The sequence below is a fragment of the Mesorhizobium sp. 2RAF21 genome (genome assembly GCF_052115345.1).
In the GTDB taxonomy this organism is placed as follows: Bacteria; Pseudomonadota; Alphaproteobacteria; order Rhizobiales; family Rhizobiaceae; genus Mesorhizobium; species Mesorhizobium terrae.
In genome coordinates this window covers 254,518-277,836 of the sequence record NZ_JBFRGM010000006.1, presented here as the reverse complement: position 1 = coordinate 277,836, position 23,319 = coordinate 254,518, and the positions used below count along the sequence as shown (strand labels likewise).

Below are 23,319 nucleotides of genomic sequence, written 5' to 3'. Positions count from 1 at the left end.
GGGTCCAGCAATGTTCATGCCCTTCATGGAGGGCAACTTTTGCGTTTGATTTCCTTTGTGTTTTCAATAATGAACTATATTAATCACGGTACGTATCATCCCATAATCGAGTTGTATTGCGTTTCTCCATGAAAATGTCGCGATCATTACCAGTAAACCTTAAACAAAGGCACAGTGCTCATTTGGGCTAGCCCAATCGGAACCGTTCTCCCCGGCCCTCCGCTACAATATTTCGAGCGGACGTAAGGTAATTCCCGGACGTGCCGGGAGCCGCGTCTCGTATTGCGCAGTGTTGCCGAAATTCTTATATTTGTCGGTGCGCGGGTAAATGTCGGATCAGGGCTTCAGGCCTCGAAGAAGTCGAGTCTTGATCTCGTTGGTGGTGGTGTAAGACCAACGCTCGTCGCGGCGGGAGACAGGTCTTGCGTGGGTATTTTAGAACCAGATCAAGTATGACCGGCAAGAAGGGATAGAATGTCCTTTCTGCTTTTCCTTCGCGGTCTTATCGGGGTGCTGGTCGTATTCGCCATCGCCACCTACGCGATTACCCAGTCGGCCTGGACAACCTTCATCAACACGCTGATCTGCGCCGTCATCATCCAGGTCGGCTATTTCATCGCCATCCTGTTTATGATCGGGCACACAAAGCCGGCCGCCAAAAGCGCCGAAGCCGTTGCGCGCAACGAGATCGTGCCCGCCGCCGCCAAGGAGAATCAGCCGGAAAGCGAAGTCGCGCCGCTGCCGGGCGTGCGGCGTTCGCCCCTGCCCTGACTTTTCCACACATCGTCAGCTGTCATCAAATCGCCTTGCGCCTGTGGCAACTGGCGCCGCGACGCTGAGCCGTGGCGGTGCCGCGTCGCCGAACAGGGCATGGGGATAAACAGGCCGAAAGCGAGCGGCCCAGCTGGAGTGTGGCGATGGCTTCCACGACCACCGTCTGCGTTATCATCGCGGCCAAGAATGCCGAGAGAACCATCGGCCGCGCGATCGCCTCGGCGCTGCGCGAAACGGCGGTTTCCGAAGTCGTCGTGGTCGATGACGGTTCCGACGATTCTACACCGCAGGCGAGCATCGAGGCCGATGACGCCAGCGGCCGCCTCCAGATCCTGAAGCTCGATCGCAATCACGGGCCGGCCTTCGCCCGCAACCGGGCGATCGCGCAGTCCAGCGCGCCGCTGATCGCCATTCTGGATGCGGACGATTTCTTTCTCCCTGGCCGATTCGACAGCCTGCTTGCCGGCGCCGACGACTGGGATTTCATCGCCGACAACATCGTCTTCATCGACAGCCGCAACGTGCCAGGAACTGCACCGCAGGTGCCGCATTTCGAGCCGGCGCCACGCTTCCTCAACATCAAGGGTTTCATCGACGGCAACATCTCCCGGCGCGGCGCCTCGCGCGGCGAGATCGGCTTCCTGAAACCGGTGATGCGGCGCGCCTTTCTCGACGCGCACGGCCTGCGCTACGACGAGAAGCTGCGCCTCGGCGAAGACTACGAACTCTATGCGCGCGCTCTGCTCAAGGGTGCCCGCTACAAGGTCGTCCATGGCTGCGGCTACGGCGCGGTCGTGCGCCCCGATTCGCTCAGCGGCAAGCACCGCACCGAGGATCTGAAACGTCTCTACGAGGCCGACCGCGCCATGCTCTCGGGCGCATTGTTGCAGGATACCCGGACGGCGCTGCAGAACCACGAGCGGCACATTCGCGCCCGCTACGAGCTGCGGCATTTCCTCGACATCAAGGCCGCGCGCGGACTGGCGGCGGCCGGCGCCCATGCGCTCGGCCATCCGGGCGCGCTACCGGCAATCGTCAGGGGCGTGCTCGGCGACAAGCTCGAGGCGTTCGGCGCGCGCGGGAAAGCCGCCGGCAACGAACCGGCGGCACCGCGCTATCTGCTTCCCGCACGCGCCGACGTTCAGAGATAGTCGCGCCGCACCCCGGCCAGAACCTCGCGAAAACGGTCCTTTTTCTCCGCCAGCATTGCCGCATCGCTGAGCTGCGGTTTTGCCCGGCGCGCTTGCCATAATGCCAGTGTCGAGGGGGCGGCCAGCACCTGCTTGGCCATGGCGCGTAGCGATGACGGGGCGGGGTCGTCGCGCGTCAGCACCAGCGTTTCATGCGCGTCGTGGCGGCCTGTCTCGTCCGCCTTCGTCGCGGGCGCCTCGAAATTGACGCCCCAGAAGCGCGCGCCCTTGGTCACCGCCTCGGCGCGCGAGGAGATCGGCACATGCCGCGGCTTGTACTCGACCCCAAGCGAATTCGCCCAGTCGCGCCATTTGAAGGAGTTGATGGAGCGCGAAGTGGTGACGGCCACCCAGGGCACCCGGAAGGCATCGGCCAGGATCGCGGCATGCATGGATTCGGCCACCACCAGCTCGGCCTGGGCAATCGCCTTGATGACCGCCTTGGCCTCGCCGCAGGGATCTACATAGCCCAGCCCGGCGGCCTGGCAGACCATCGGCCAGATGCCGCCGATGGTCGATTCCCAATGCGGCACGAAGATCGCGCCGCCGGTTCTCGGCAGGTTCCGGAATTCCGGCATCTCGGCCACCATCACCGCGGGGTCGATGATGCCGAGCGCGGCGTCGAGCCCAAGCTTGTCGGCCGTCAGCGGCCCGCGCACCGCACGCACGTCCCACTCCTTGGCGTCGGAGAGATCGGGCTGCTTGCCATAGCCGAAGCCGCTGCCGACAACGAGTTTCTTGATCCCCGCCGGCAACAGCGCCTGGTTGAGCACGGTGCCGACACCGACCAGGAGTACCTCCGGGTGAACCTCGCGGAACCCCGGCAGCAGGAAATCCCAGAGCCACAGGTTGAGGTCGTCGCCGAAATTGCCGTGCGCGGATTCCCAATAGAAAGGCTGCATGTGGCGCGTCCTTATTTCGACATCTTGGAAACGGCGAGACCGACGGCGCTGCGCAGCAGCTTCGGATCGCGCCAGGCCCATTGCGCCAATTGCCGGAGCTGCGGCGCCTTGCGCGCCCGCACCAGCCTCGCCTGCCCCCACAGCGCCTGATTTCGCGCCGTCTGCTTGTAGGCCTCGATGGAGGCCTTTTCGTCGGGACGATGCGGGAACCGGCTCTGCAGCCGGTCCAGCGCCACCCAGGTGTTGAACTGCTGCTTCAGGAACAGCGGCGAATCGCTGCCCATGCCGTGGAAGATGTTGATGCCCTCGCCGCGCACCGCGCCGATGCCCTCGGAGAGGACGACGCGGCGGGCGTTGCGCACGCAATCGTAGAAGAACAGCACATCCTCCGCCGCCAGCCGCAGCGACGCGTCGAACCGCATTTGGCGAAACAGCGCCGGTCCGATCACCATGCAGGACAGATGCAGAAAGCTCCAGTTTTTCAACATGGTAGCGGCGAGTTCCGGGATCTCGACGATCGGCGGATTATCCCCCAGCCGCACCACTTCGGTGACGTCGGCGAGATCGGCCACGCCGAAATGATAGTAGAATTCCGCGCCGCCCTTGATCGAGGCCCAGTAACAATCTGCATCAAAAAGTGAGAGCGCGCCCACAGCATTCTTCAGATGGTTGGGTGCCCACTCATCGTCGGAATCGAGGAAGGCCGCATAGGCGCTGTCGGCCCCGATATGGTCGAGCCCCATGTTGCGCGCGCCGCCCGGCCCGGCATTCGGTTGTTTTATAACGGCAATCCGCGCCCGTTCGGCGAGCGAGAACATTTGCAGATCGTCTTCCGCCGGCGACGGAGACGCGTCGTCGACGACGATCACGTCGAAATCGGAATGCGTTTGCGCGAACACGGATGTGAGCGCGCGAGCGAGAATTCCGGGCTCTCGCTGGTAGTAGGGAATGATAACCGTGCACTTCGTCATTTTTTTGCGCCTTCGGGAGTTTAGGGGGACCACTTCGCAGGGTCCCGATGAATTCCGGTCGGTGCCCCCCGTCCAAGGGCTCGCTGACGACATGGCCCGCTCGTCCCAACAAACGGTGCCTGCCCATGCCAACTGCAGTTAACCTGAAAAGCGTGACAAACAATGTCGGCTGGAGCGTGCTTTCCAAAACCAGCACATTCGGGCTGAAATTTGTCACCGTCCCGATCCTGGCGCGCATCCTGTCGCCGCAGGAGTTCGGTGTGGTGGCGGTGGCGCAGACCGTGGTCATGTTCCTGACCATGATCGGCTCGGCCGGACTGTCGGCTTCGCTCATCCTGGAGGCGGAGGAAGACGACGAAACGGTGCATTCGGTGTTCTGGGTCAATCTGGCCGTCGCTATCGCCATGGCGGCCTGCATCTATCTATGGGCCGATTCCTTTGCCGGCTTCCTTGGTGCGGCGGATGCCGGTTACCTGCTCAAGATCATGGCCTTCCTCATTCCGCTGCAGCTCGCCGGCGATGTCGCCTATTCGCTCTTGGCGCGCCGGCTGGCCTTCCAGAAGGATGCCGCATGGAGCGTGGTTTCCGAATCAATCGGCGCGCTGACCGCCGTCGGCATGGCGCTGGCCGGCTTCGGCGTCTGGTCTCTGATCGGCCAATTGTTCGTCTCGGCCATCGTGCGGCTTGGCGGGCTCTTCTACGCTAGCGGCTACCGGCCGCGTTTTGTCTTGTCGATGGCGAAGGTGGGTGCGCTGACCAAATACAGCCTCGGCATCATGGGCTCGGAAATCTTCAACTTCATCACCTTCCAGTCGCCGCTGGTGGTGGTCTCGCGCCATCTCGGCCTCGCCGACGCCGGCGCCTATTCGGCCGCGAACCGCTTCTCCAGCATTCCCAACCAGGTGCTTTTGGCCGGCCTGATGGGCGTGCTGTTTCCCGTCTTCAGCCATATGAGCAACGACACGCGCCGCCGCTCCGACGCGCTGATGCTGAGCACGCAGGTCTCGACCGTGGTGCTGGCGCCGATGATGTTCGGCATATGGGCGATCGCGGAGCCCGGCATGCTGCTGATCTTCGGCCAGCAATGGGCCTATGCCTGGCCGGTCCTCGGCCTTCTCGCCGTCTCCAAGGGCATCATGTCGCCCTGCAGCACCTACATTCCCTTCCTCAAGGGAGCCGGCCGTTCCGGCGTGCTGTGGTGGGTGGCGGTGCTGCGCGCCGGCCTCGTCTACGGCCTGGTCAGCTATGGCGTCATGACCGGCGGTCTGGTCGCGGCCATGGTCTGGCTCTGCGTCGCCAACGCCATCACGCTGGTGTTCTATTCCTGGGCTGTGTTCCGCACCAACGGCACCGCCTTCCTGTCGGGGCTCTATGTCACGACACGGCCGATGATCGCCGCGATCATCATGGCGGTGGCCGTGCGCTTCCTCATCGACCACATCAAGACCGGCCTGCCAGGCGGTGCCTCGGCGAATGCCATCTGGCAAGTCCTGGTCGGAGCTGCGGCCGGTGCGGCCATCTATGGCGTGCTCCTGCTGCTCACCGAACGCGACCTGCTGAGGAAGCTGGTCGAGCTGATCCGCCAGCGCAAGGCGCAACCCGCGGGCGCCGGAAGCTAGCTCAAACCGATACCCACCCTTCGTCATCACCGAAAGGATTGATCCCAGTGACCAATGTTCTTGTCGTCGGCGGCGCCGGATATATCGGTTCCCACACCTGCCTCAATCTGGCCGAACGCGGGTTCACCCCGGTTGTCTACGACAATCTGAGCAACGGCCACGCCGAATTCGTCAAATGGGGACCGCTGGAGCACGGCGATATCCGCGACCGGCAACGCCTGGCCGCGGTCATCGAGACCTACCGGCCGCAAGCCATCGTGCATTTCGCGGCGCTGATCGAGGTCGGCGAATCGGTGAAGGCGCCGGCGGCGTTTTTCGACAACAACGTGGCCGGCACACTCTCGCTGCTGCTCGCCGCGCAGCAGGCCGGCATCGACAAGCTGGTCTTCTCCTCGACCTGCGCCACCTATGGCCTGCCGGTCGACGTGCCGATGCGCGAGACGCATCCGCAAAACCCGATCAACCCCTATGGCCGCTCCAAGCTGATCGTCGAGCAGATGCTGGCCGATCTCGACCGTCATCAGGGCTTCCGTTCCGTGGTGCTGCGCTATTTCAACGCCGCCGGGGCCGATCCCGAAGGGCGCATCGGCGAGCGCCACTCGCCCGAAACCCATGCCGTGCCGCTTGCCATCGAGGCCGCACTCGGCCGTCGCGCCGGCTTCAGCGTGTTCGGCACCGACTACGACACGCGCGACGGCACCTGCGTGCGCGATTTCATTCATGTCTGCGACCTTGCCGATGCCCATGGCCGCGCCGTCGAGCATTTGCTGAAGGGTGGCGACAGCGTCGCCCTCAATCTCGGCACCGGCACCGGAACCACCGTTCGTGAACTGCTCGCAGCGGTGGCGCATCAGTCAGGAAAGCCGTTCCCGGTTCGCTACGAAGGCCGCCGCGCCGGCGATGCGCCCGTTCTGGTTGCCGATAATGCGCAAGCCAGGGATGTGCTAGGATGGAGCCCCAGGCACGATCTCGAATCAATCGTGGCAAGTGCCTGGAACTGGCATGCCGGCGCCGACCGAGCGGCGGCCGAATAGATATCGCTATAAGGCAGGAGAAGGGATCCGCCATGGCTTTGTTCAGATTCCGTGCCCGTAACCCGTTCCGCGTAAGAAGCGTTCACCGCGACGGCGAGACCGACGCCGCGCGGCTGGCGCGCCTGCTTGCCCTGCTCGACGACCTGGGTCGCGAGATCGCGCGCGAACGCAACGGCTTGCGCGATCGCCACGAAAGCGTGGCGGCGCGGGCGGCCTTCTCGCAGCAGGCGCTGGAGGACGATCAGGCCGCTGGCATGTCGCCGGTGATCGATGATCTGACCACGGCGATGATGCGCTACACGGCGCGCATCGCCACACTCGAGCAGCAGATCGATTTCGTTACCGGACTGCGCGACCGGGCCACGGCGTTTCCCCATGAAAATGAACAGGTCGCGCCAAACGACGTCGTCCCAAGCCGACGGCTGGCTTAACCGGCGATCATAAAAAGTTACCGGACGCCCACCGGGAATGTGCCCACGCGTCACATTCTGATCCGCTAATCCATCATATGTGCATTGCAACATTCGCCCGAAATTGACGCGGGTCCGCCACCGGAAGGGGCGGTCCAAAACGAAAGTAGCAAGCGGTATGGCTGTGATTTTGAGGACACCGGCGCGAGCCGGTCTGGTGTGGTTTTTGACTGCGGGAACCGCGCTGACGGCAATGGCTGCGGGCATCGTTTCGGCGCAGGCCCAGGAACAGCAGAAGCCCGAACAGCAGAAGCCGGGCAAATCCTTCGTCGAGACCTTCGACACGCTCGACAAGAAACTCTGGTACGTTTCCGACGGCTGGTCGAATGGCGACCATCAGAACTGCACCTGGTCGGCCAAGCAGGTCAGCGTCTCCGGCGGCACGCTGAAGCTCGGCTTCGCGGCCGGCGAGAGCAAGGGCCGCAAATATGTCTGCGGCGAAGTGCAGACAAACCAGCGCTTCGGCTACGGCGCCTTCGAAGTGCGCATGAAGGCGGTGGCGGGCTCTGGCCTCAACACCGGGTTCTTCAGCTATATCGGCCCAGTCCACAAACAGCCGCATGACGAGATCGATTTCGAGGTGCTCGGCAAGGACCCCTCCAAGGTGCAGGTCAACCAGTATGTCAACGCCAAGAGCGTCGGCTCGGCCAAGCTGGTCGAGGTGCCCGGCGGCGCCGACAAGGGCTTCCACAACTATGCCTTCGTCTGGGAGAAGGACCGCATTCGCTGGTATGTAGACGGCAAACTTGTCGACGAAGCGACCGATCCCGCCAAGCTGCCCAGCCACCCGGCCAAGATCTATCTGAGTATCTGGGGTTCGGACACGCTGAAATCCTGGATGGGTCCGTTCGTCGATCCGGGCAAGCCGATCGCCGCCGAGGTCGACCGCGTCGCCTTCACCGCGCCGGGCGATGCCTGCCAGTTCCCCGATTCCATCGTCTGCAAGCTGAACAAGGGCACGCAATGAGCATTGCCGCTTACACGCGCCCCAAAGCGCACCGACAATCGCGCTGACGGCATGAGCATGCTGAACATCCTCTACCTGGTCCATGATCTTTGCGACCCGGCGGTGCGCCGCCGCGTGACGATGCTGCGGGCCGGCGGCGCCTCGGTGACGCTGGCCGGTTTCCGGCGCACCGAGACCGTGCCGGATTTCGACGGCCTGTCGCCGATCGACCTTGGCCCGACCAGTGACCGTGCCTTCGCGCAGCGCCTGGCGGCGATCGCCAGGGCAGCCCTTTCGCTCGGCGCCAAGCTTGCGACCATCGAAAAGCCGGACATCATCATCGGCCGCAATCTCGAGATGCTGGCGCTGGCCAACCGGGCCAAGGCGCTGTTCGGCGGCTCCGCCCCTGTCGTCTATGAGTGCCTGGACATCCACCGCCTGCTTTTGAGCGACGGCGCCGTCGGCCGCGCCATGCGCGGCGCCGAGCGCCTGTTCGGACGCGAGACCGCGCTGCTCCTGACCAGCTCGCCGGCCTTCGTTCGCGACTATTTCGAGGCGTATGGCCAGATCAGGGCTCCGGCCGTGCTCTTACAGAACAAGATCCTCGACCTCAGCGGCAAACCACCCGGCCAGGCGAAACTGCCGCGGCCCCCAACGGCCAACGAGCCCTGGAAAATCGGCTGGTTCGGGGCGCTGCGCTGCCGCAAATCGCTGGAGCTGCTCGCCGCCTTCACCCGCCAGATGCAGGGACGGTTCGAGGTCGTGTTGCGCGGTCGCCCGGCGCATGTCGAATTCGAGGATTTCGACGGTTTCGTCCGCGCCGAACCTTACCTCTCCTTCCACGGCGCCTATCGCAATCCGGACGAGCTCGCCGCCATCTATGGCGAGGTGCATTTTTCCTGGGCGATCGATTTCTTCGAGGAAGGCCTGAATTCGAGCTGGCTCCTGCCCAACCGGCTCTACGAAGGCTGCCGCTTCGGCGCCGTGCCGATTGCGATGAAAGGAACGGAGACCGCCCGCTTCCTCGCCGACCGCCATATCGGCCTGCTGCTCTCGGAAGCGTCGGTCGACAATCTTGTCGCGCTTGTGGGCGGCATCGACACCGACGGCTATATCGTGCGCCGCCGCAAGATCACCGTTCAGGATCTCGGCACCTGGATTTGCGACGCGGCCGACTGCCGCGCGCTGGTCGAGCGGCTTGGCCGCCTTGCCGGCATCGCGCGCCAGGACGTGCCGCTGGAGGTGGCGGCATGACGGCACTGGCAATCGAGATACCAACTGTTGACGCGGTGGAGCTTCCGCAGACGACATCGCGGCCGGTCGAACGCTGCATGGTGGTGATCCCCTGCCTCAACGAGGCCAAGCATATCGGCGCACTGCTCGGCGAACTCGCGGATCCGGCCGAGCGGCTTGGCCTTCGCATCGTCGTCGCCGACGGCGGCAGCACCGACGGCACGCGCGATATCGTGCGCGATATCGCCGCCCGAAATCCGTGCGTCGTTTTGCTCGACAATCCGCGCCGCCTGCAAAGCGCGGCCGTCAACCTGGCCGTGGCCGTTTTCGGCGACAACGTCGACGGCTTCATTCGCATCGACGCCCATGGCGGCTATCCGGCCGACTATTGCGAACGGCTGATCGAGGAGGCCTCGGTCACTGGCGCCGATTCCGTCGTCGTCTCGATGGCGACGAAAGGTTTCGGCCTGTTCCAGAAGGCGACAGCGGCGGCGCAGAATTCCAAGCTCGGCAATGGCGGTTCGCCGCATCGCGAAGGCGCGCCGGGCCATTGGACCGACCATGGCCATCACGCCTTCATGCGCATCGACGCCTTCCGCGCCGTCGGCGGCTATGACGAGAGCTTCAGCCACAATGAGGACGCCGAACTCGACTTCCGGCTTCGCGCTGCCGGCCATCGCATCTGGATGACCGACAAGACCTTCATGACCTATTATCCGCGCGCGACGGCGACCGCGCTGTTTCGCCAATATCTTGGCTACGGGCGCGGCCGGGCCCGCAACATCCTCAAGCACGGCACCTGGCCGCGGCTGAGACAAGCCATCCCGCTGCTGGTCTTCCCGGTGGTGGTGGGCACGTCGCTCGCCTTCCTCAGCCTGTCGGCGCTGGTTCCGGCCGGCCTGTGGATCGCTGCATGTCTCGGCTACGGCATCTGGATGGCGGTCGGCCAGCGCAATCCATACGGACCGCTCGCCGCCGTCTCAGCGATGATCATGCACCTCGGCTGGTCGATGGGATTCTGGCTGCAGCTCTTCGGATCGTGGAAACGGAGGGCGGCCGCGTCATGAGCCTGTCCGTCCCCACTGCCGCCTCCGCGAAAACCCTGGTCGATCTGTGCGTGTGCACCTATCGCCGGCCCTACCTCGAAGAGACGCTGCGCTCGCTGGCGATGCTCGACATGCCGGCCGGCGTTGCTGCCCGCATCGTCGTCGCCGACAACGACATCACCGACAGCGCGCGGCAGCTGGTGCAGTTGCTGGCGCCGTCGCTGCCGTTCGAAGTCCAGTACATCCACTGCCCCGCCGCCAACATCTCGCTGGCGCGCAATACCTGCCTCGATGCCGCGCGCGGCGATTTCCTCGCCTTCGTCGACGACGATTCGACCGTGACGCCGCCCTGGCTGACAGCGCTGGTCGCGACCGCCGAGGCCACCGGCGCCGATGCGGTGCTGGGGCCGGTCGAGGCCGTCTATGCCGATGCCGCCCCCGGCTGGATGCGGCGCGGCGATTTCCACTCCACCCGCCCCGTCTGGGTCGATGGGCAGATCCGCACCGGCTACAGCGGCAATGTGCTGCTGCGCCGCGCATCCGCCCATGTTGCCGGCCGGCGCTTCAATCTGGCGCTGGGCAAGACCGGCGGCGAGGACACCGAATATTTCTCGCAGCTGCACGAGGCCGGCGGCCGCATCGCCTACGCGGCCGAGGCGGTTGTGCTGGAGCCGGTGATGCCAGAACGGGCGCGGCTGCAATGGCTGGCCAAGCGGCGTTTCCGCTCGGGCCAGACCCACGGCCGGCTGCTGGCGGCGCAACATCGGGGCCGGGCGCTGAAGCAGGTCGGCATGGCGGCCGCCAAAGCCGCCTACTGTTTCGCCAGCGCCGCCGCTTTGCTTGCCGTGCCGCATCGCCGCAACCGCGAGGCCCTACGTGGCCTGATGCATGTCGGTGCCATCAGCGGCCTGCTCGGCGTCCGCGAAATCCGCCTTTATGGCGACAGCCAGGCGGGAGGGCGGCCCCATGCAGCCTGACGTCTCCTTCGTCATCGCCGCCTACAATGCGGAAGCTTCGATCGCGCGCGCCATCGACAGCGCACTGGCACAGCGCGGCGTCTCGACCGAAGTCGTCGTCGTGGACGACCGCTCCAGCGACGGCACAGTGGAACTGGCGCGCGCCTATCCGCCCGAACAGGTGCGGGTGATCGCGCTTGACTGCAATCGCGGCCCGGGCGGTGCCCGCAATGCCGGCCTCGATGCCGCCACCGGCCGCTGGGTCGCCGTGCTCGATTCCGACGACAGCGTGCATCCCGAGCGCCTGCGCCGCATGATCGGCCGCGCCGAGGCGCGGGGCGCCCGGATCGTCGTCGACAATCTCGAAGTGGTGCGCGACGGCAGCGCGGCCCGCGAGCCGATGTTCGCGCCGCAGATCCTCGAAGCCCGCCCCGAAATCACGCTGGCCGATTTCATCGCCGCCAACATCATGTTCGAAGGAACGTTCTCGTACGGCTATTTGAAACCCGTCTTCGAACGTGCCTTCCTGGAAAGACACCGCATCCGCTACGACGAGGCGCTGCGCATCGGCGAAGACTACATCCTGTTTGCCTCGGCGCTGGCCCGTGGCGGCCGCTGCGCGGTGGAACCCAGCGTCGGCTATGCCTATCACATTCGCGAAGGGTCGATCTCGCGCGTGCTCGAGCCCGCCCATGTCGAGGCGATGCTGAAGGCGGACGCGGCTTTCCTTGAGAACCATGCGCTCGATGCCGAGGCGCTCGACGCACAGGCGCGACGCACCCGCAGCCTGCGGCGGGCGGCTTCCTTTCTGCAACTGGTCGGCCATCTCAAGGATCGCGCGCCGATGCGTGCCGTCCGTACGGCGCTGCGCGATCCGGCGGCGCTGCGCCATCTGCGCATGCCGATCGAAGCCCGGCTGCGCCGGCTGGTGTCATCCTTGCCGCTCGGCAAGGCAGCAATCGGACCGGGCTGACAAGGAGTTTTTTGAAATCGGCGGGGGCTCGATCTCAAACAGGGATAACGCGATGAAAAAGGTGAGAAAAGCGGTGATACCGGTTGCCGGTCTCGGCACACGGTTTCTGCCAGCCACGAAGGCGATGCCGAAGGAAATGTTGACGGTGGTGGATCGCCCCGTCGTGCAATATGCCGTCGACGAGGCACTGGAGGCTGGCATCGAGCACATCGTCTTCGTCACCGGTCGCAACAAGCATGTGATCGAGGACTATTTCGACATCCAGCCGGAGCTGGTGGAGACGCTGGCCCGTTCGGGCAAGAACGAGCAGCTCGCCTCGCTGACCCGTATGCAGCCGCAGCCGGGAACCGTCTCGTTCACCCGCCAACAGGCGCCGCACGGCCTCGGCCACGCCGTCTGGTGCGCGCGCGACATCGTCGGCGACGAGCCTTTTGCCCTGTTGTTGCCCGACATGGTCTCCTTCGGCGAACGCGGCTGTCTTGCCGGCGTCATCGACCTCTACAACGAGACCGGCGGCAATGTCGTCGCCGTCGAGCAATGCGACCCGCTGGAGACCGGCAGCTACGGCATCGTCGGCAAGGGCGCCAACGTCGGCGACGGCTTCGTCATCACGGAGATGGTCGAGAAGCCGGCACCCGAGGTCGCCCCTTCCAACCATTACATCAACGGCCGCTACGTGCTGCAGCCGGAAGTGTTCGACATTCTGGCCACGCAGGAACGCGGCAAGGGCAACGAGATCCAGCTTACCGACGCCATGGTGCGGCTGTCGGCCAGCCAGAAATTCTACGCATCCCCATTCGAGGGCCGCATGTTCGATTGCGGCTCGAAGGACGGCTTCATCCAGGCCAACGTCGCCTTCGCGCTGGCCCGCGAGGACATGCGCGACCTGGTCTTCGAGCCGATCGAGGAGATGATCGCCTTGCAGGCACGCAGCCGCCGGGCGGCCTGACCCGAAACCGCCCGACACATAATCATCGCGCCACGGCCACGCGCCGTGGCCGGCTTTTTCTTCATCGAGACAGAACACCGGAACAGACATGAACCAGGGAAGTTTTCCGTTGAACAACAGGGTTCCCATGCCCCCGGAAGCTAGGTCCGATTTCATCGACCTCGACGCCTTGCTGGCGGCGGCGCGCCGTCAGGCACGGCTGGCCGGACTGTTCGCGCTGGCCGGCCTGATACTCGGCGTCGCCTATCTGGTGGTGACGCCGCCGCAATACACGGCCTCGACACGCATTTTGCTGGACGACAGCCTGACCCGTTTCGCGCAGGACAAGCAGCCGACGCAGGCCGGTACCCAGGCCGATTCCATGGTGCTGTCGGAGGTGGAAATCCTGAAATCCAGTCGCCTCGCCCGTGCTGTCGTGGTCGCGGAGAAGCTGCAAGCCAATGAAGCCTTCCTCAACCCACCGCGCTCGCCGCTCGGCTGGCTGAAGTCGACTGCAAAGAGCCTTGCCGGCTTCTTCTCCTCGGGCTCGGAGGACGAGCCCGGTTCCGTCGAGAACGCCAAGATCGGCCGTGCCATCGGCCTGTTGCAGGACGGGCTCAACGCCGAACGCGTCGGGCGCAGCCTCGTTATCGACCTGTCGTTTACCGCCAGCGACCCCAAGCTCGCCGGCTCGATCGCGCGCGCCTATGCCAACGCCTATCTGTCGGACCATCTCGACGCCAATTTCGATGCCACCCAGCGCGCCACGGTCTGGCTGCAGGGCCGCCTCGACGAGCTGCGCCAGAATTCCCAGAAGGCGGCGCTGGAGGTGGAACAGTTCCGCACCGCCCATGGGCTGACCGCCGCCAGCGGCCAGCTGATGTCGGACCAGCAGCTCTCCGACCTGAACAAGCAGCTCATCCTGGCGCAGGCCGACACCGCCAACGCCTTCGCCCGCTACAACCAGTTCAAGTCGATCGTCGACAGCGGGTCCGACAACGCCGTCAAGAACGCCACGATCCCGCAGGAGAAAGGCGCCGGCGGCAACAACAGCAGCGTCATCAACGACATGAAGTCGCGCTATCTCAACATCAGCAAGCGCGAGCAGGACATCTCCAGCCGCTTCGGCCAGGACCATCCGCAGGCGGTGGCGCTGCGCCGCGAACAGGCCGACCTGACCAACCAGATCTTCGCCGAGCTGCAGCGCCTGACCGAGAGCTACCGCAACGAATATCAGGTCGCCAAGTCGCGCGAGGATTCGCTGCGCAGCAATGTCGGCGACCTCGCCGGACAGAATTCGCAGACGAGCGAAGCGCAGGTCGAATTGCGCGACCTCGAACAGAAATCGCAGGCGCTGAACACCCTCTACCAATCCTTCCTGTCGCGTTACCAGGAAGCCTCGCAGCAGCGTTCCTTCCCGATCGCCGAGGCGCGCGTCATCTCGCAGGCCGGCAATCCTGTCTCGGCCTCCAGCCCGCGCAAGGCGATGGTGCTCGGCCTGTCGGTGGTGCTCGGCCTGTTCGCCGGCGCGCTGGCCGGTGCCGTGCAGGAATTCCGCGAACGCTTTTTCCGCACCGGCGAGGACGTGCGCGATGTGCTCGATCTCAATTTCCTCGGCTATTTGCCGGCGATCGGCGGGCAATATGCCGACGCGCGCCCGAGAGCCCAGCCGGCGGAGGATGACACGGCCCGGCCGGCCAGCGCCGAGACCGTCACCCCGCGCATCCTGCGGGTCGCCATCAACCAGCCGGCCTCGTCTTTCGCCGAGACGCTGCGCAGCGTCAAACTGGCGTCCGACGTGGTGCTGCACCGCACCGCCGGCAAGGTGATCGGCTTCGTCTCCGTGCTGCCGCGCGAGGGCAAGACCACGGTTGCCGCCAATTTCGCCGGCCTGCTCGCCGCCAATGGTTCGCGTACCTTGCTGATCGATGCCGATCTGCGCAATCCGGGGCTGAGCCGCGGCCTGTCGCTGACGCCCGACAAGGGCCTGGTCGAGGCGCTGGTCGGCGAACAGCGCTGGCAAAGCGCCTGCCTGGTCGACCGCAAGACCAAGCTGGTCATTCTCCCGGCGGTGGTGCGCCGGCGCATGTCGCACACCAGCGAGCTGATTTCCGGCCCGGCCATGGCCAGCCTCATCGAGGAAGCGCGCAAATCCTTCGATTATGTGGTGGTCGACCTGCCGCCGCTTGGACCTGTCGTCGACGCCAAGGCCTTCGCGCCGCTGGCCGACGGTTTCGTGCTGGTTGCCGAATGGGGGGCGACGCCGCGCGTTTTGGTGCGTTCCGCCCTGCAGGCCGACCGCCAGATCGCGGCCAAGACACTCGGCGTGGTGCTGAACCGGACCGATATGAAGAAGCTCGCCCACTACGGCCTGTTCGGCGGCGCCGAGCACTATCTCGACCGCTACGCCTCCTATTATGTCGAGCAGACGGTTGCCGAACCGGACCCGAAACGCATGGAGACGGCCTGAGCCGGGAAGACCGGGAGCCTCGCCGCTCTCAGGCGTCCTGCGGCAGATTGCTGAAATAGCGGCCCTTGTCCTGCCAGATGCGCAGCGCCGTCAGCCGGCCGCTGAAGAAGGCGCCGGTGTCGAGATTGACATGCATGCCGTCGCGCCGGGCTTCCTCGACCGGCGTATGGCCGTGCACGACATAGCGCGTCATCAGGTCGGCCCGCTCGTAAAAGGCCTTGCGGATGGAGACGAGATCCTCGTCGGTCTGTTTGTCCAGCGGCACGCCCGGCCGCAGGCCGGCATGCACGAACAGATAACGCGCCGTTTCCACCAGCACCGGCAGCGTGCGCAGGAACGCCAGGTGCGTCGCCGGGATCGACTTGCGGATGGTGTCGTCGACCTGGCGGTCGTCGCGGCAGATCTCGACCAGCCGCCGATGGTCGATGCCATAGGACAGAAGCGTGCTTTCGCCGCCGATACGCAGCCAGGGGAAGCGCCCGCGCCGCCCTTCGAGATAATCCAGCATGGCGAGTTCGTGGTTGCCGGCCAGGCAGATCCGCTCCAACCCCGCCGGCGGCGGCGCGACCAGGTGATCGATGACCTGTGCCGATGCCGGCCCGCGATCGACATAGTCGCCCAGCATGACGACGACCTTGCGGCCCGGCAGCGTCGCGGCGTCCGCCGCGATCACATCTTCCAGCGCCAGCAATTCGTCGAGGCAGCCATGGATATCGCCGACCGCGTAGACGGCGGTGTCGGCCATGTCGAGGCGCAGGCGCGGCAGCCTTGGCCGCGCAAAACCGGCCTTCAGGCCGAGAAACCGCGCGACGGCCTTCATCGCGCACCGTGTTTCAAACGAACCCGAACGCATGCGGCGACCGGATGCCCGGCGCCATCAGCCGTCGTCCTGTTATGCCGGGTAGCATTTTGTGAACCCGCCGGGTGCATCGAATCCCCTAGGTTTGTCGCCGGACCTCGTCCGTCGCCCTAGACACCACTTCGCGTCTCCGTGCTCCGCCTCCTGAGAGACCGCGTCACGAGCCGCTCCGCATGCCGGGGCGGCCAGATTCGAGGAGACGAATCCTGAAAACCGCTGTTTCCCACGCCCCGGCCGTTCCACCCATTCCGCCGTTAGTGTCCGACCGTGTCAGAATTGCGCGCGTGCTGTGCATCTTCTTCATGATGTTCGTTCACGTGCAGCCCGGCATCGCCGAGAATGTGCATGATCGCGACCCCGGCTTCTTCGACCTCGTCTATTTCACCCTGTCGCGCCTTGTCGGGCTGAGCTCGGTTTCGCTGCTCAGCATCGTCTCGGGCTATTTCATCGTCGCCAGCCTGATGAAGGCCGGCACGCTGTCGCTGGCGAAGTCCAAATTCAAGACGCTCATCGTCCCGCTCGTCGCCTGGAACATGGCGATGCTGGTGCTGCTGACCGCCTATGGGCTGATATCGGGCAAATGGCAGGACATGCCCGACAACACGTTGCTCGGCTGGTCAAACGCCTTTTTCGCCGTCACCGGATGGCCGCTGGACGTGCCGCTGTGGTTCCTGCGCGACCTCTTCATCTGCAGCCTGTTGTCGCCGCTTCTGCTGTTCGGGCTGCGGCGCTTCGCGCTGCCCACCATCGCGCTTTTGGTCGTCTACACGCTGTTCGGCGAGGATCTTTATCTGCTGCAGCGCCCGCAGCTGATGCTGTTTTTCGGCCTCGGCATGTGGCTGCGCATCGCCGGGACGAGCGCTCAGTTCCTCGACCGGCTGGCGCTGGCGCTGACCGCCGGGCTCGTGGTGATGGTCGCTGTCTTCATCACCATCCGGGTCGAACGCATCCTGCTTGCCGAAATGGACGCCGTGCTCAGGCTGACCCTCGACACCTCGCTGCGCATCACCATGGCCGGCGGCTTCTGGGCGCTCACCGGCCTGATCCGGCACGCGGGGCTGGCGCCAGCCTTCAGCCGGCTCGAACCCTGTGCCTTCCTCCTGTTCTGCAGCCACGCCATCCTCTTCAACTTCGCCGGTATCGTCTTCAGGCGCTTCTTCGGCAATTACGGCTCGGACCTCTTCCCGATCACCTTCTTCACGCTGCCCGCGCTGGCGATGGTCTCGGCCGTCATCGGCCTCCAGCTCATCCGCCGATCCTCACTGCTGCTCTTCCTGTTCAACGCCGGCCACGGCGTGCCACCGCTGCGCGAGGCGCCGCCGCTACGAAACGGCTGCGCTACCGAGGAAAGGAAAAAGCCCGGCCAACTAGGCGCGCGGCCGCTGCCGTCTGAAAGCGGGGGAGGTTAGAGCGCGACTGGTGGAGAATGAAGATCGGCTCTGGAAATATGCAGTTTAGTGCGACCCAACTCTTTCTAGAAAGGGCATGTGCCATCTAACTTATTGAAATCATTGGCGCACCCGACAGGATTCGAACCTGTGACCTCTGCCTTCGGAGGGCAGCGCTCTATCCAGCTGAGCTACGGGTGCTTTCGAAGCCGAAGGATGGCCTGGAAAACCGGCCGGCGAATGCCGCCAGCAACGGCTTCTTAGCGGAAGCCGCCCGAAGCTTCAACGCAGAAATGGAATGGTAGTGAAGCGCATGCTGAGAGATAGCAGTGTGCTGATGAAGAGCGGCGGCACCTGGCGAGCCAGACGACCAGCAGACTCTACGCCATACCTTCCGGAGGGCGCTGGGGGCACGCTCTGCGACTGGCGCCGGCGCTTTGGCTCAGTCATTTCCTGCCTGCGTTGAAGCAGGCTGCCGGCTAGGCGAACCGCAACCGCCGAGACAGGTAGCCTTCACGAAGCGTTCGACGCCACCAGCTTGAGGTGGCTTTGCATCGCCGCCTTGCGGTTCTTCAGCCCCGAAATTGCGTAGTCGTCGCGCCCAGCGGCCTTGGCGCGGTAGAGCGCCTCGTCCGCCTTGGCGGTGAGGTCGACGGCGGCGACATAGATGTCGGGCGACCATTCGGCGACACCGACGCTGATGGTGAAACGCTCGTCGTCCTCGGCCTTGCCGCTGCCTTCGCGCACGGTGGCGACGAGTGCCGCGGCCACCTTTTCCGCCTGGCGGGCGGTCGTCTCCGGCAACAGGATGGCGAACTCGTCGCCGCCAAGCCGGAAAACCGTGTCGCTCGAGCGCACGGTGGCGGTGGCGATGGCGCCGAACTGGCGCAGGATGCGGTCGCCGAAAGCATGGCCGTGGGTGTCGTTGAAACGCTTGAAATGATCGATGTCGATCAGCATCAGCGAGAAATGGCGGCCAGTGCGGCGCGAGCGCTGATCCTCGCCCTGCAAGGTGGCGAGGAATTGCCGGCGGTTGGGCACGCCGGTGAGGTCGTCGGTCATCGCCATCTCGGCCAGTTCCTCGCGCAGGCGGCCGATCGACATGACGGTGAAGCCGAAATTCCAGACCACGCCCGAGAAGATGACGCACAACAGCGCGTAGGATTCGATCGTGGAATAGAAATCCTGGTCGACGTTGCCCAGCATCAGGCCGATGTTCAGGCCACTCTCGATGACATGGCCGAGCACGCCGACGATCATGGCGGTGGCGGCGATCATGGCACCGAGATCGCGGCGCTGCTGGCTGATCAGATAATAGGCGGCGATGACCAGCGGAACCGACTGGCCGCCTGCATAGACGAGGTTGCGGCCCTGCAGGCTTCCAAACAAAAGCACGAGCAGGAACAGGCTGCCGGCGGTGATGGCGGCACTTGCCTTCCAACCACCCGAGAGGCCGTAGAACACACGCACGCCGACCCAGAACAGGCAGAAGCCGTAGATGACGAAGCCGTTGCCGACCACGGCCGGCACATAGCTGCCCTCATTGCCCTGGAGGGCGAGCACGGAGCCGCCGATTGTGGAAAGAACGCAGGCGCCCAGCCAGACGCGCGCTGCCGCGAAATTGCGATAGCGATAGGCAATCGCGCCCCAGATGATCGCAACCGTCAGCGAGTTGAGCAGGATGACGATGTAGAGTGTCAGAAAGTCGAGTTTCATAAGAGCGGCCCCTCGACCCTCCTCCTAAGGACCGCGGCTTGCCCGCCTGTTAAGATGATGTCTCCATCTTGTTTCAAATCCGCGACAATGCCGGCCGTTGCGGCTTCGAATGTCGCTTCGTTGCGCCCACGCGCCTGTGGACGAACCGGAATTCCACACAATCGGCGCGCCGCGGCGCCGCGAAGCGGAGTATCGATAGGCAAACGGCCGAACGCCGCAACCACCATGACGGTACGGCGGCCGTCGCAGAACCCGGCGAGGCGAAATGCCCATCCACGAACTCGCGGCGCTCGGCGCCGCCGTCTGCTGGGCGCTCACCGGCATCATCTCGGCGGGGCCGGCCGGTCATCTCGGCGCGCCCGCCTTCAACCGCGTCCGGCAGATCTTCGTCACCGCCATGCTGGCGCTTTACGTGCTTGCCACCGGCGCCTGGCGCGAACTCGACGCAGCCAATGTGTGGCCGCTTTTGGCGTCGGGCCTGATCGGCATCTTCATCGGCGACACGCTGCTGTTCGCCACGCTGAACCGGGTCGGCCCGCGGCGCTCGGGCATATTGTTCGCGCTCAACGCGCCCATCGCGGCGATGCTCGGCTGGCTGCTGCTTGGCGAAACGCTGAGCACGAAGGCGGTGTTCGGCATCGCCTTGATCGTTGGCGGCGTGCTGCTCGCCATCCTGTTCGGCAAGCGCCGCTCGCAATTGCATCAATGGGAAACGGTCAAGGGCCCGCTCTGGATCGGCGTCGCGCTCGGCCTCGGCGCCGCAACCGGCCAGGCCATCGGCTCCATCATCGCCCGGCCTGTCATGGCGACGGGCATCGATCCGTTCCTCGCCTCCATGCTCAGGGTCGGCATCGCGGCCGCGTTCCTCAGCATTCTCATTCAATTGCCCATCCCGGCGCTGAAGCCGAAAGGCCCGCTGACGTGGAAAGTGGCGGCCCTGACGGCGCTGACCGGCATTCTGGCGCTGGCCATCGGCATGACCTTGCTGTTGTTCGCGCTGTCCGGCGGCAAGGTCGGCATCGTCTCGACGCTGTCGGCGACCTCGCCCGTCATCATCCTGCCGCTGCTGTGGCTGCGCACCGGCGAACGGCCGGCAGCAGGCGCGTGGGCGGGTGCGGCACTGGTGGTGGCCGGCATGGCGCTGATCTTCATGAAGTGACGCGGCCGCGCTAGGCTGAGAGCCATGACCCTGCCCTTGCCAGCCAAGCCGGCCGAAACGCCCGAAGCCGATGCAACAGCCTTCATCCTGGCCAATCTGCCGCTGGCGCCGGTTCCCGGCATTGCCGAAATCCGGCTGCATGGCGCACAGCCGTCGAGCGGGTTGCGGCGTCTCGCGGAAATGGCCGGCGGGTCGACCGGTGCAGGGCGCTCGCCTTACTGGGCCTATCATTGGGCCGGCGGCACCGTGCTGGCGCGTTATCTGCTCGACCATCCTGAAACAGTTCGCGGGCGGGCTGTGCTGGACCTTGGCACCGGCTCCGGCCTTGTCGCCATCGCCGCCGCCAGGGCCGGCGCCAGCAGTGTGACGGGCGTGGACATCGACGCGCATGCGATCATTGCAGCACGCCTCAATGCAGCGTTGAACGATGTGACGTTTGAAACCCTGCAGGCCGACCTGACCGCCGGAGAACCGCCATCCGTCGACCTGATAACGGTCGGCGACCTGTTTTATGACCGAAGCCTTGCGCGGCGCGTCACCGCCTTCCTTGATCGTTGCCTCGCCATGGGCATCACCGTTCTGGTCGGCGATCCGGGCCGTGCCCATCTGCCCCGTCAGAGGCTGGCGGCGATCGCCGAATATCAGGTATCGGATTTCGGTGAAGCGGGTGCCGGGACGCCGGCGACCGTGTTTGCGTTTAGCGCTGAGCACAGCGCCTTCCCTTCTCCCCTTGCGGGAGAAGGTGCCCTAGCCGAAGGCGAGGGCGGATGAGGGGTGTTGGACGGAGTGCTACCGTGCAAGTTGTGCGGTGAGTTTACCGAACGCTCATTCTGAAGCGCCTCGTTTCTTCCAGCACCCCTCATCCGACCTCGCCTTCGGCTCGGCCACCTTCTCCCGCAAGGGGAGAAGGAGACTCCACCCCACAGCATCAACCCTCGCTACAGAACGCCTTTCCACGCAGCCTGTGATTGCCCGGTGGATAACCCCGGATTTTGCGCGAATGGCGGAAAAAACAGAATTCCATGCTTCGCCAATGGGCGTTTCCGGGCGCAAGCTGAAAAAAGCTTCCGGTGATTCCTCCCGTTCCACCGGTTGTGTTCTTCCCTCCCGAGAGGCGCTGGCGCCTCAGCTTCGGCCGGGACGCTCGAAGCGTCCCGGTCTTTTTCTATGCAGTCGCTAGAGCGCCGCGCGTCCGATTGGACGCGCAAAGGACGCTCTAACATTTTGAATCTGCTGCATCGTGCCTACCGAAAATCGATTCCGATTTTCTGGCCGATGCAGTAGGCGCTCACTTCGCCGGATCGACCCAGCCGTTCGGCGGCCCGAACTTCGCCATCGCCTCGGCCGGACCCCAGGTGCCCGGCTCGTAGATCGCCGGCTGGCTCTTGTCGTCCAGCACGGGCCCGACGATGCGCCAGGCAGCCTCGGAGGCGTCCTGGCGGGTGAACAGGCGTATGTCGCCGTTCATGGCGTCGCCGATCAGGCGCTCATACGGCTCCATGTCGCCGGCCGAATCGTCCACGGCCGAAAGCTCCACCTGCTCGCCCACCATCTCGTCGCCGGCCAGCTTGCGGCGGGCGCCGATGCTGATGGAGATTTCCGGGTTGATGCGGAAGCGCAGATAGTTGGCCTCGTCCGGCGCGATGGCGTCGAACACGTCGAGCGGCGGCCGCTTCAGCTTGACCACCACTTCGGTGGCGCGCACCGGCAGGTTCTTGCCGGCGCGAATGAAGAACGGAACGTCCTGCCAGCGCCAGGTGTCGACGAGGAAGCGCACCGCGGCGAAAGTCTCCACCGTGGAGCCCGGCGCCACGCCCGGCTCCTGCAGATAGCCGGCAAACTGTCCGCGCACCACATCGTCCTTGGCCAGCGTGCGAACGGCCTTCAGGACCTGCACCTTCTCGTCGATCAGGTCTTCGGCCGAGCGGCCCGATGGCGGCTCCATGGCCAGCAAGAGCAGGATGTTGAGCAGATGGTTCTCGATGACGTCGCGGATACAGCCGACCTCGTCGTAGAACTTGCCGCGCCCCTGCACGCCGAAATCCTCGGCCATGGTGATCTGCACGCTCTCGACATAGTTGCGGTTCCAGATCGGTTCGAGGAAGGAGTTGGCGAAGCGGAAATAGAGCAGGTTCTGGATCGCCTCCTTGCCGAGATAATGGTCGATGCGGAAGATCGAGTTCTCGTCGAAGACGATGTGCAGCACCCGGTTCAACCAGCGCGCCGACTGCAGGTCGCGGCCGAACGGCTTTTCCACCATCAGCCTGGCGCCGGCGGCGCCGCCCGACTGCTCCAGCCCCTGCACCACCGGCTCGAACATCGACGGCGGCACGGCCAGATAATAGAGCGGGTGGCGGAAGCCGGTCAGCGCGTCCTTCAATTTGTCGAAGGTTTCCTGGCTGCGATAATCGCCGCTGACATAACGCAGCAGGCCGGCGAGCTTGGCGAACACCGCCTCGTCCACCGTGCCGATCGCGGCCTGGATGCCGTCGCGGGCGCGCGCCGCCAGTTGCTCGACCGTCCAACTGTCGAAGGCGATGCCGATGATCGGCTCGGTCAGGTGGCCGCGCGCCACCATGGAATAGAGCGCGGGAAAGATCTTCTTGTGCGCCAGGTCGCCGGTGGCGCCGAACAGCACAAGCACGTCGGATCGGGGTTCAGCCGCAACAGCCATGGTCGTTATCC

The 23,319-nt window shown here is 64.9% G+C and carries 20 protein-coding genes and 1 tRNA gene; 15 read left to right on the top strand and 6 right to left on the bottom strand.

Features of this window, described 5'->3' with window-relative positions; translation table 11 throughout:
• Positions 1 to 474 precede the first annotated feature (474 nt).
• The gene (locus AB4136_RS12320) at positions 475 to 771 is read left to right on the top strand and encodes an exopolysaccharide production repressor protein (protein WP_024922584.1); all 297 of its coding nucleotides are present in this window, start codon (positions 475 to 477) and stop codon (positions 769 to 771) included.
• A gap of 146 nt (positions 772 to 917) precedes the next feature.
• On the top strand, positions 918 to 1,925 hold the full coding sequence (locus AB4136_RS12315; RefSeq protein WP_024922583.1) for a glycosyltransferase family 2 protein: 1,008 nt from the start codon (positions 918 to 920) through the stop codon (positions 1,923 to 1,925).
• On the opposite strand, the gene AB4136_RS12310 is transcribed toward AB4136_RS12315, so the two are convergent.
• On the bottom strand, positions 1,916 to 2,866 hold the full coding sequence (locus tag AB4136_RS12310; protein WP_024922582.1) for a polysaccharide pyruvyl transferase family protein: 951 nt from the start codon (positions 2,864 to 2,866) through the stop codon (positions 1,916 to 1,918). The genes AB4136_RS12315 and AB4136_RS12310 overlap by 10 nt on opposite strands.
• An 11-nt stretch (positions 2,867 to 2,877) precedes the next feature.
• Positions 2,878 to 3,837, bottom strand: a complete 960-nt coding sequence (locus AB4136_RS12305) for a glycosyltransferase family 2 protein (protein ID WP_024922581.1) — start codon at positions 3,835 to 3,837, stop codon at positions 2,878 to 2,880.
• Between the two features lie 125 nt (positions 3,838 to 3,962).
• Between AB4136_RS12305 and AB4136_RS12300 the strand changes: the two genes are divergently transcribed.
• The 10 genes from AB4136_RS12300 (at position 3,963) to AB4136_RS12255 (ending at position 15,512) form a co-directional block, all read left to right on the top strand.
• Positions 3,963 to 5,456: a lipopolysaccharide biosynthesis protein gene (locus tag AB4136_RS12300; RefSeq protein ID WP_024922580.1), complete on the top strand. Its 1,494-nt coding sequence runs from the start codon at positions 3,963 to 3,965 to the stop codon at positions 5,454 to 5,456.
• Between the two features lie 47 nt (positions 5,457 to 5,503).
• Complete coding sequence (galE, locus tag AB4136_RS12295) at positions 5,504 to 6,490, top strand: UDP-glucose 4-epimerase GalE (protein WP_081766819.1); 987 nt, start codon at positions 5,504 to 5,506, stop codon at positions 6,488 to 6,490.
• 32 nt (positions 6,491 to 6,522) lie between these two features.
• Positions 6,523 to 6,921 carry a hypothetical protein gene (locus tag AB4136_RS12290; RefSeq protein ID WP_024922578.1) on the top strand — a complete coding sequence of 133 codons (399 nt, stop codon included), beginning with the start codon at positions 6,523 to 6,525 and terminating at the stop codon, positions 6,919 to 6,921.
• A 157-nt stretch (positions 6,922 to 7,078) separates the two neighbouring features.
• Entirely contained in the window at positions 7,079 to 7,927 is an 849-nt protein-coding gene (locus AB4136_RS12285) for a glycoside hydrolase family 16 protein (RefSeq protein ID WP_081766818.1), read from the top strand.
• A 57-nt stretch (positions 7,928 to 7,984) separates the two neighbouring features.
• Entirely contained in the window at positions 7,985 to 9,160 is a 1,176-nt protein-coding gene (locus AB4136_RS12280) for a glycosyltransferase (RefSeq protein ID WP_024922576.1), read from the top strand.
• Positions 9,161 to 9,237: 77 nt separating this feature from the next.
• Positions 9,238 to 10,206, top strand: coding sequence for a glycosyltransferase family 2 protein (locus AB4136_RS12275; RefSeq protein ID WP_036253770.1), 969 nt, complete (start codon positions 9,238 to 9,240; stop codon positions 10,204 to 10,206).
• Complete coding sequence (locus AB4136_RS12270) at positions 10,203 to 11,162, top strand: glycosyltransferase (protein ID WP_036253693.1); 960 nt, start codon at positions 10,203 to 10,205, stop codon at positions 11,160 to 11,162. Before AB4136_RS12275 ends, AB4136_RS12270 begins: the two co-directional genes overlap by 4 nt.
• Positions 11,152 to 12,114 (top strand): glycosyltransferase family 2 protein, encoded by a 963-nt coding sequence (locus tag AB4136_RS12265; protein WP_024922573.1) that lies wholly within the window; start codon positions 11,152 to 11,154, stop codon positions 12,112 to 12,114. Before AB4136_RS12270 ends, AB4136_RS12265 begins: the two co-directional genes overlap by 11 nt.
• A 52-nt stretch (positions 12,115 to 12,166) precedes the next feature.
• Positions 12,167 to 13,063 carry a UTP--glucose-1-phosphate uridylyltransferase gene (locus tag AB4136_RS12260; RefSeq protein ID WP_024922572.1) on the top strand — a complete coding sequence of 299 codons (897 nt, stop codon included), beginning with the start codon at positions 12,167 to 12,169 and terminating at the stop codon, positions 13,061 to 13,063.
• Positions 13,064 to 13,151: 88 nt separating this feature from the next.
• The gene (locus tag AB4136_RS12255) at positions 13,152 to 15,512 is read left to right on the top strand and encodes a polysaccharide biosynthesis tyrosine autokinase (RefSeq protein ID WP_024922571.1); all 2,361 of its coding nucleotides are present in this window, start codon (positions 13,152 to 13,154) and stop codon (positions 15,510 to 15,512) included.
• A 28-nt stretch (positions 15,513 to 15,540) separates the two neighbouring features.
• On the opposite strand, the gene AB4136_RS12250 is transcribed toward AB4136_RS12255, so the two are convergent.
• The gene (locus tag AB4136_RS12250) at positions 15,541 to 16,332 is read right to left on the bottom strand and encodes a metallophosphoesterase family protein (protein ID WP_024922570.1); all 792 of its coding nucleotides are present in this window, start codon (positions 16,330 to 16,332) and stop codon (positions 15,541 to 15,543) included.
• A 296-nt stretch (positions 16,333 to 16,628) separates the two neighbouring features.
• Between AB4136_RS12250 and AB4136_RS12245 the strand changes: the two genes are divergently transcribed.
• A complete protein-coding gene (locus AB4136_RS12245) occupies positions 16,629 to 17,780 on the top strand; it encodes an acyltransferase family protein (protein ID WP_024922569.1) in 1,152 nt (383 codons plus the stop codon).
• A gap of 103 nt (positions 17,781 to 17,883) precedes the next feature.
• On the opposite strand, the gene AB4136_RS12240 is transcribed toward AB4136_RS12245, so the two are convergent.
• Both AB4136_RS12240 and AB4136_RS12235 read right to left on the bottom strand, forming a co-directional pair.
• Positions 17,884 to 17,960, bottom strand: a tRNA-Arg gene (locus tag AB4136_RS12240).
• Positions 17,961 to 18,272: 312 nt separating this feature from the next.
• Positions 18,273 to 19,475: a GGDEF domain-containing protein gene (locus AB4136_RS12235; RefSeq protein ID WP_024922355.1), complete on the bottom strand. Its 1,203-nt coding sequence runs from the start codon at positions 19,473 to 19,475 to the stop codon at positions 18,273 to 18,275.
• A gap of 265 nt (positions 19,476 to 19,740) precedes the next feature.
• On the opposite strand from AB4136_RS12235, the gene AB4136_RS12230 reads away from it, so the two are divergent.
• Together AB4136_RS12230 and AB4136_RS12225 are read left to right on the top strand one after the other, a co-directional pair.
• Positions 19,741 to 20,634, top strand: coding sequence for a DMT family transporter (locus AB4136_RS12230; protein ID WP_024922354.1), 894 nt, complete (start codon positions 19,741 to 19,743; stop codon positions 20,632 to 20,634).
• 24 nt (positions 20,635 to 20,658) lie between these two features.
• On the top strand, positions 20,659 to 21,405 hold the full coding sequence (locus AB4136_RS12225) for a class I SAM-dependent methyltransferase (RefSeq protein WP_024922353.1): 747 nt from the start codon (positions 20,659 to 20,661) through the stop codon (positions 21,403 to 21,405).
• A 517-nt stretch (positions 21,406 to 21,922) separates the two neighbouring features.
• Here AB4136_RS12225 and zwf read toward each other — a convergent pair.
• Positions 21,923 to 23,308, bottom strand: a complete 1,386-nt coding sequence (gene zwf, locus AB4136_RS12220) for a glucose-6-phosphate dehydrogenase (RefSeq protein ID WP_024922352.1) — start codon at positions 23,306 to 23,308, stop codon at positions 21,923 to 21,925.
• Positions 23,309 to 23,319 lie beyond the last annotated feature (11 nt).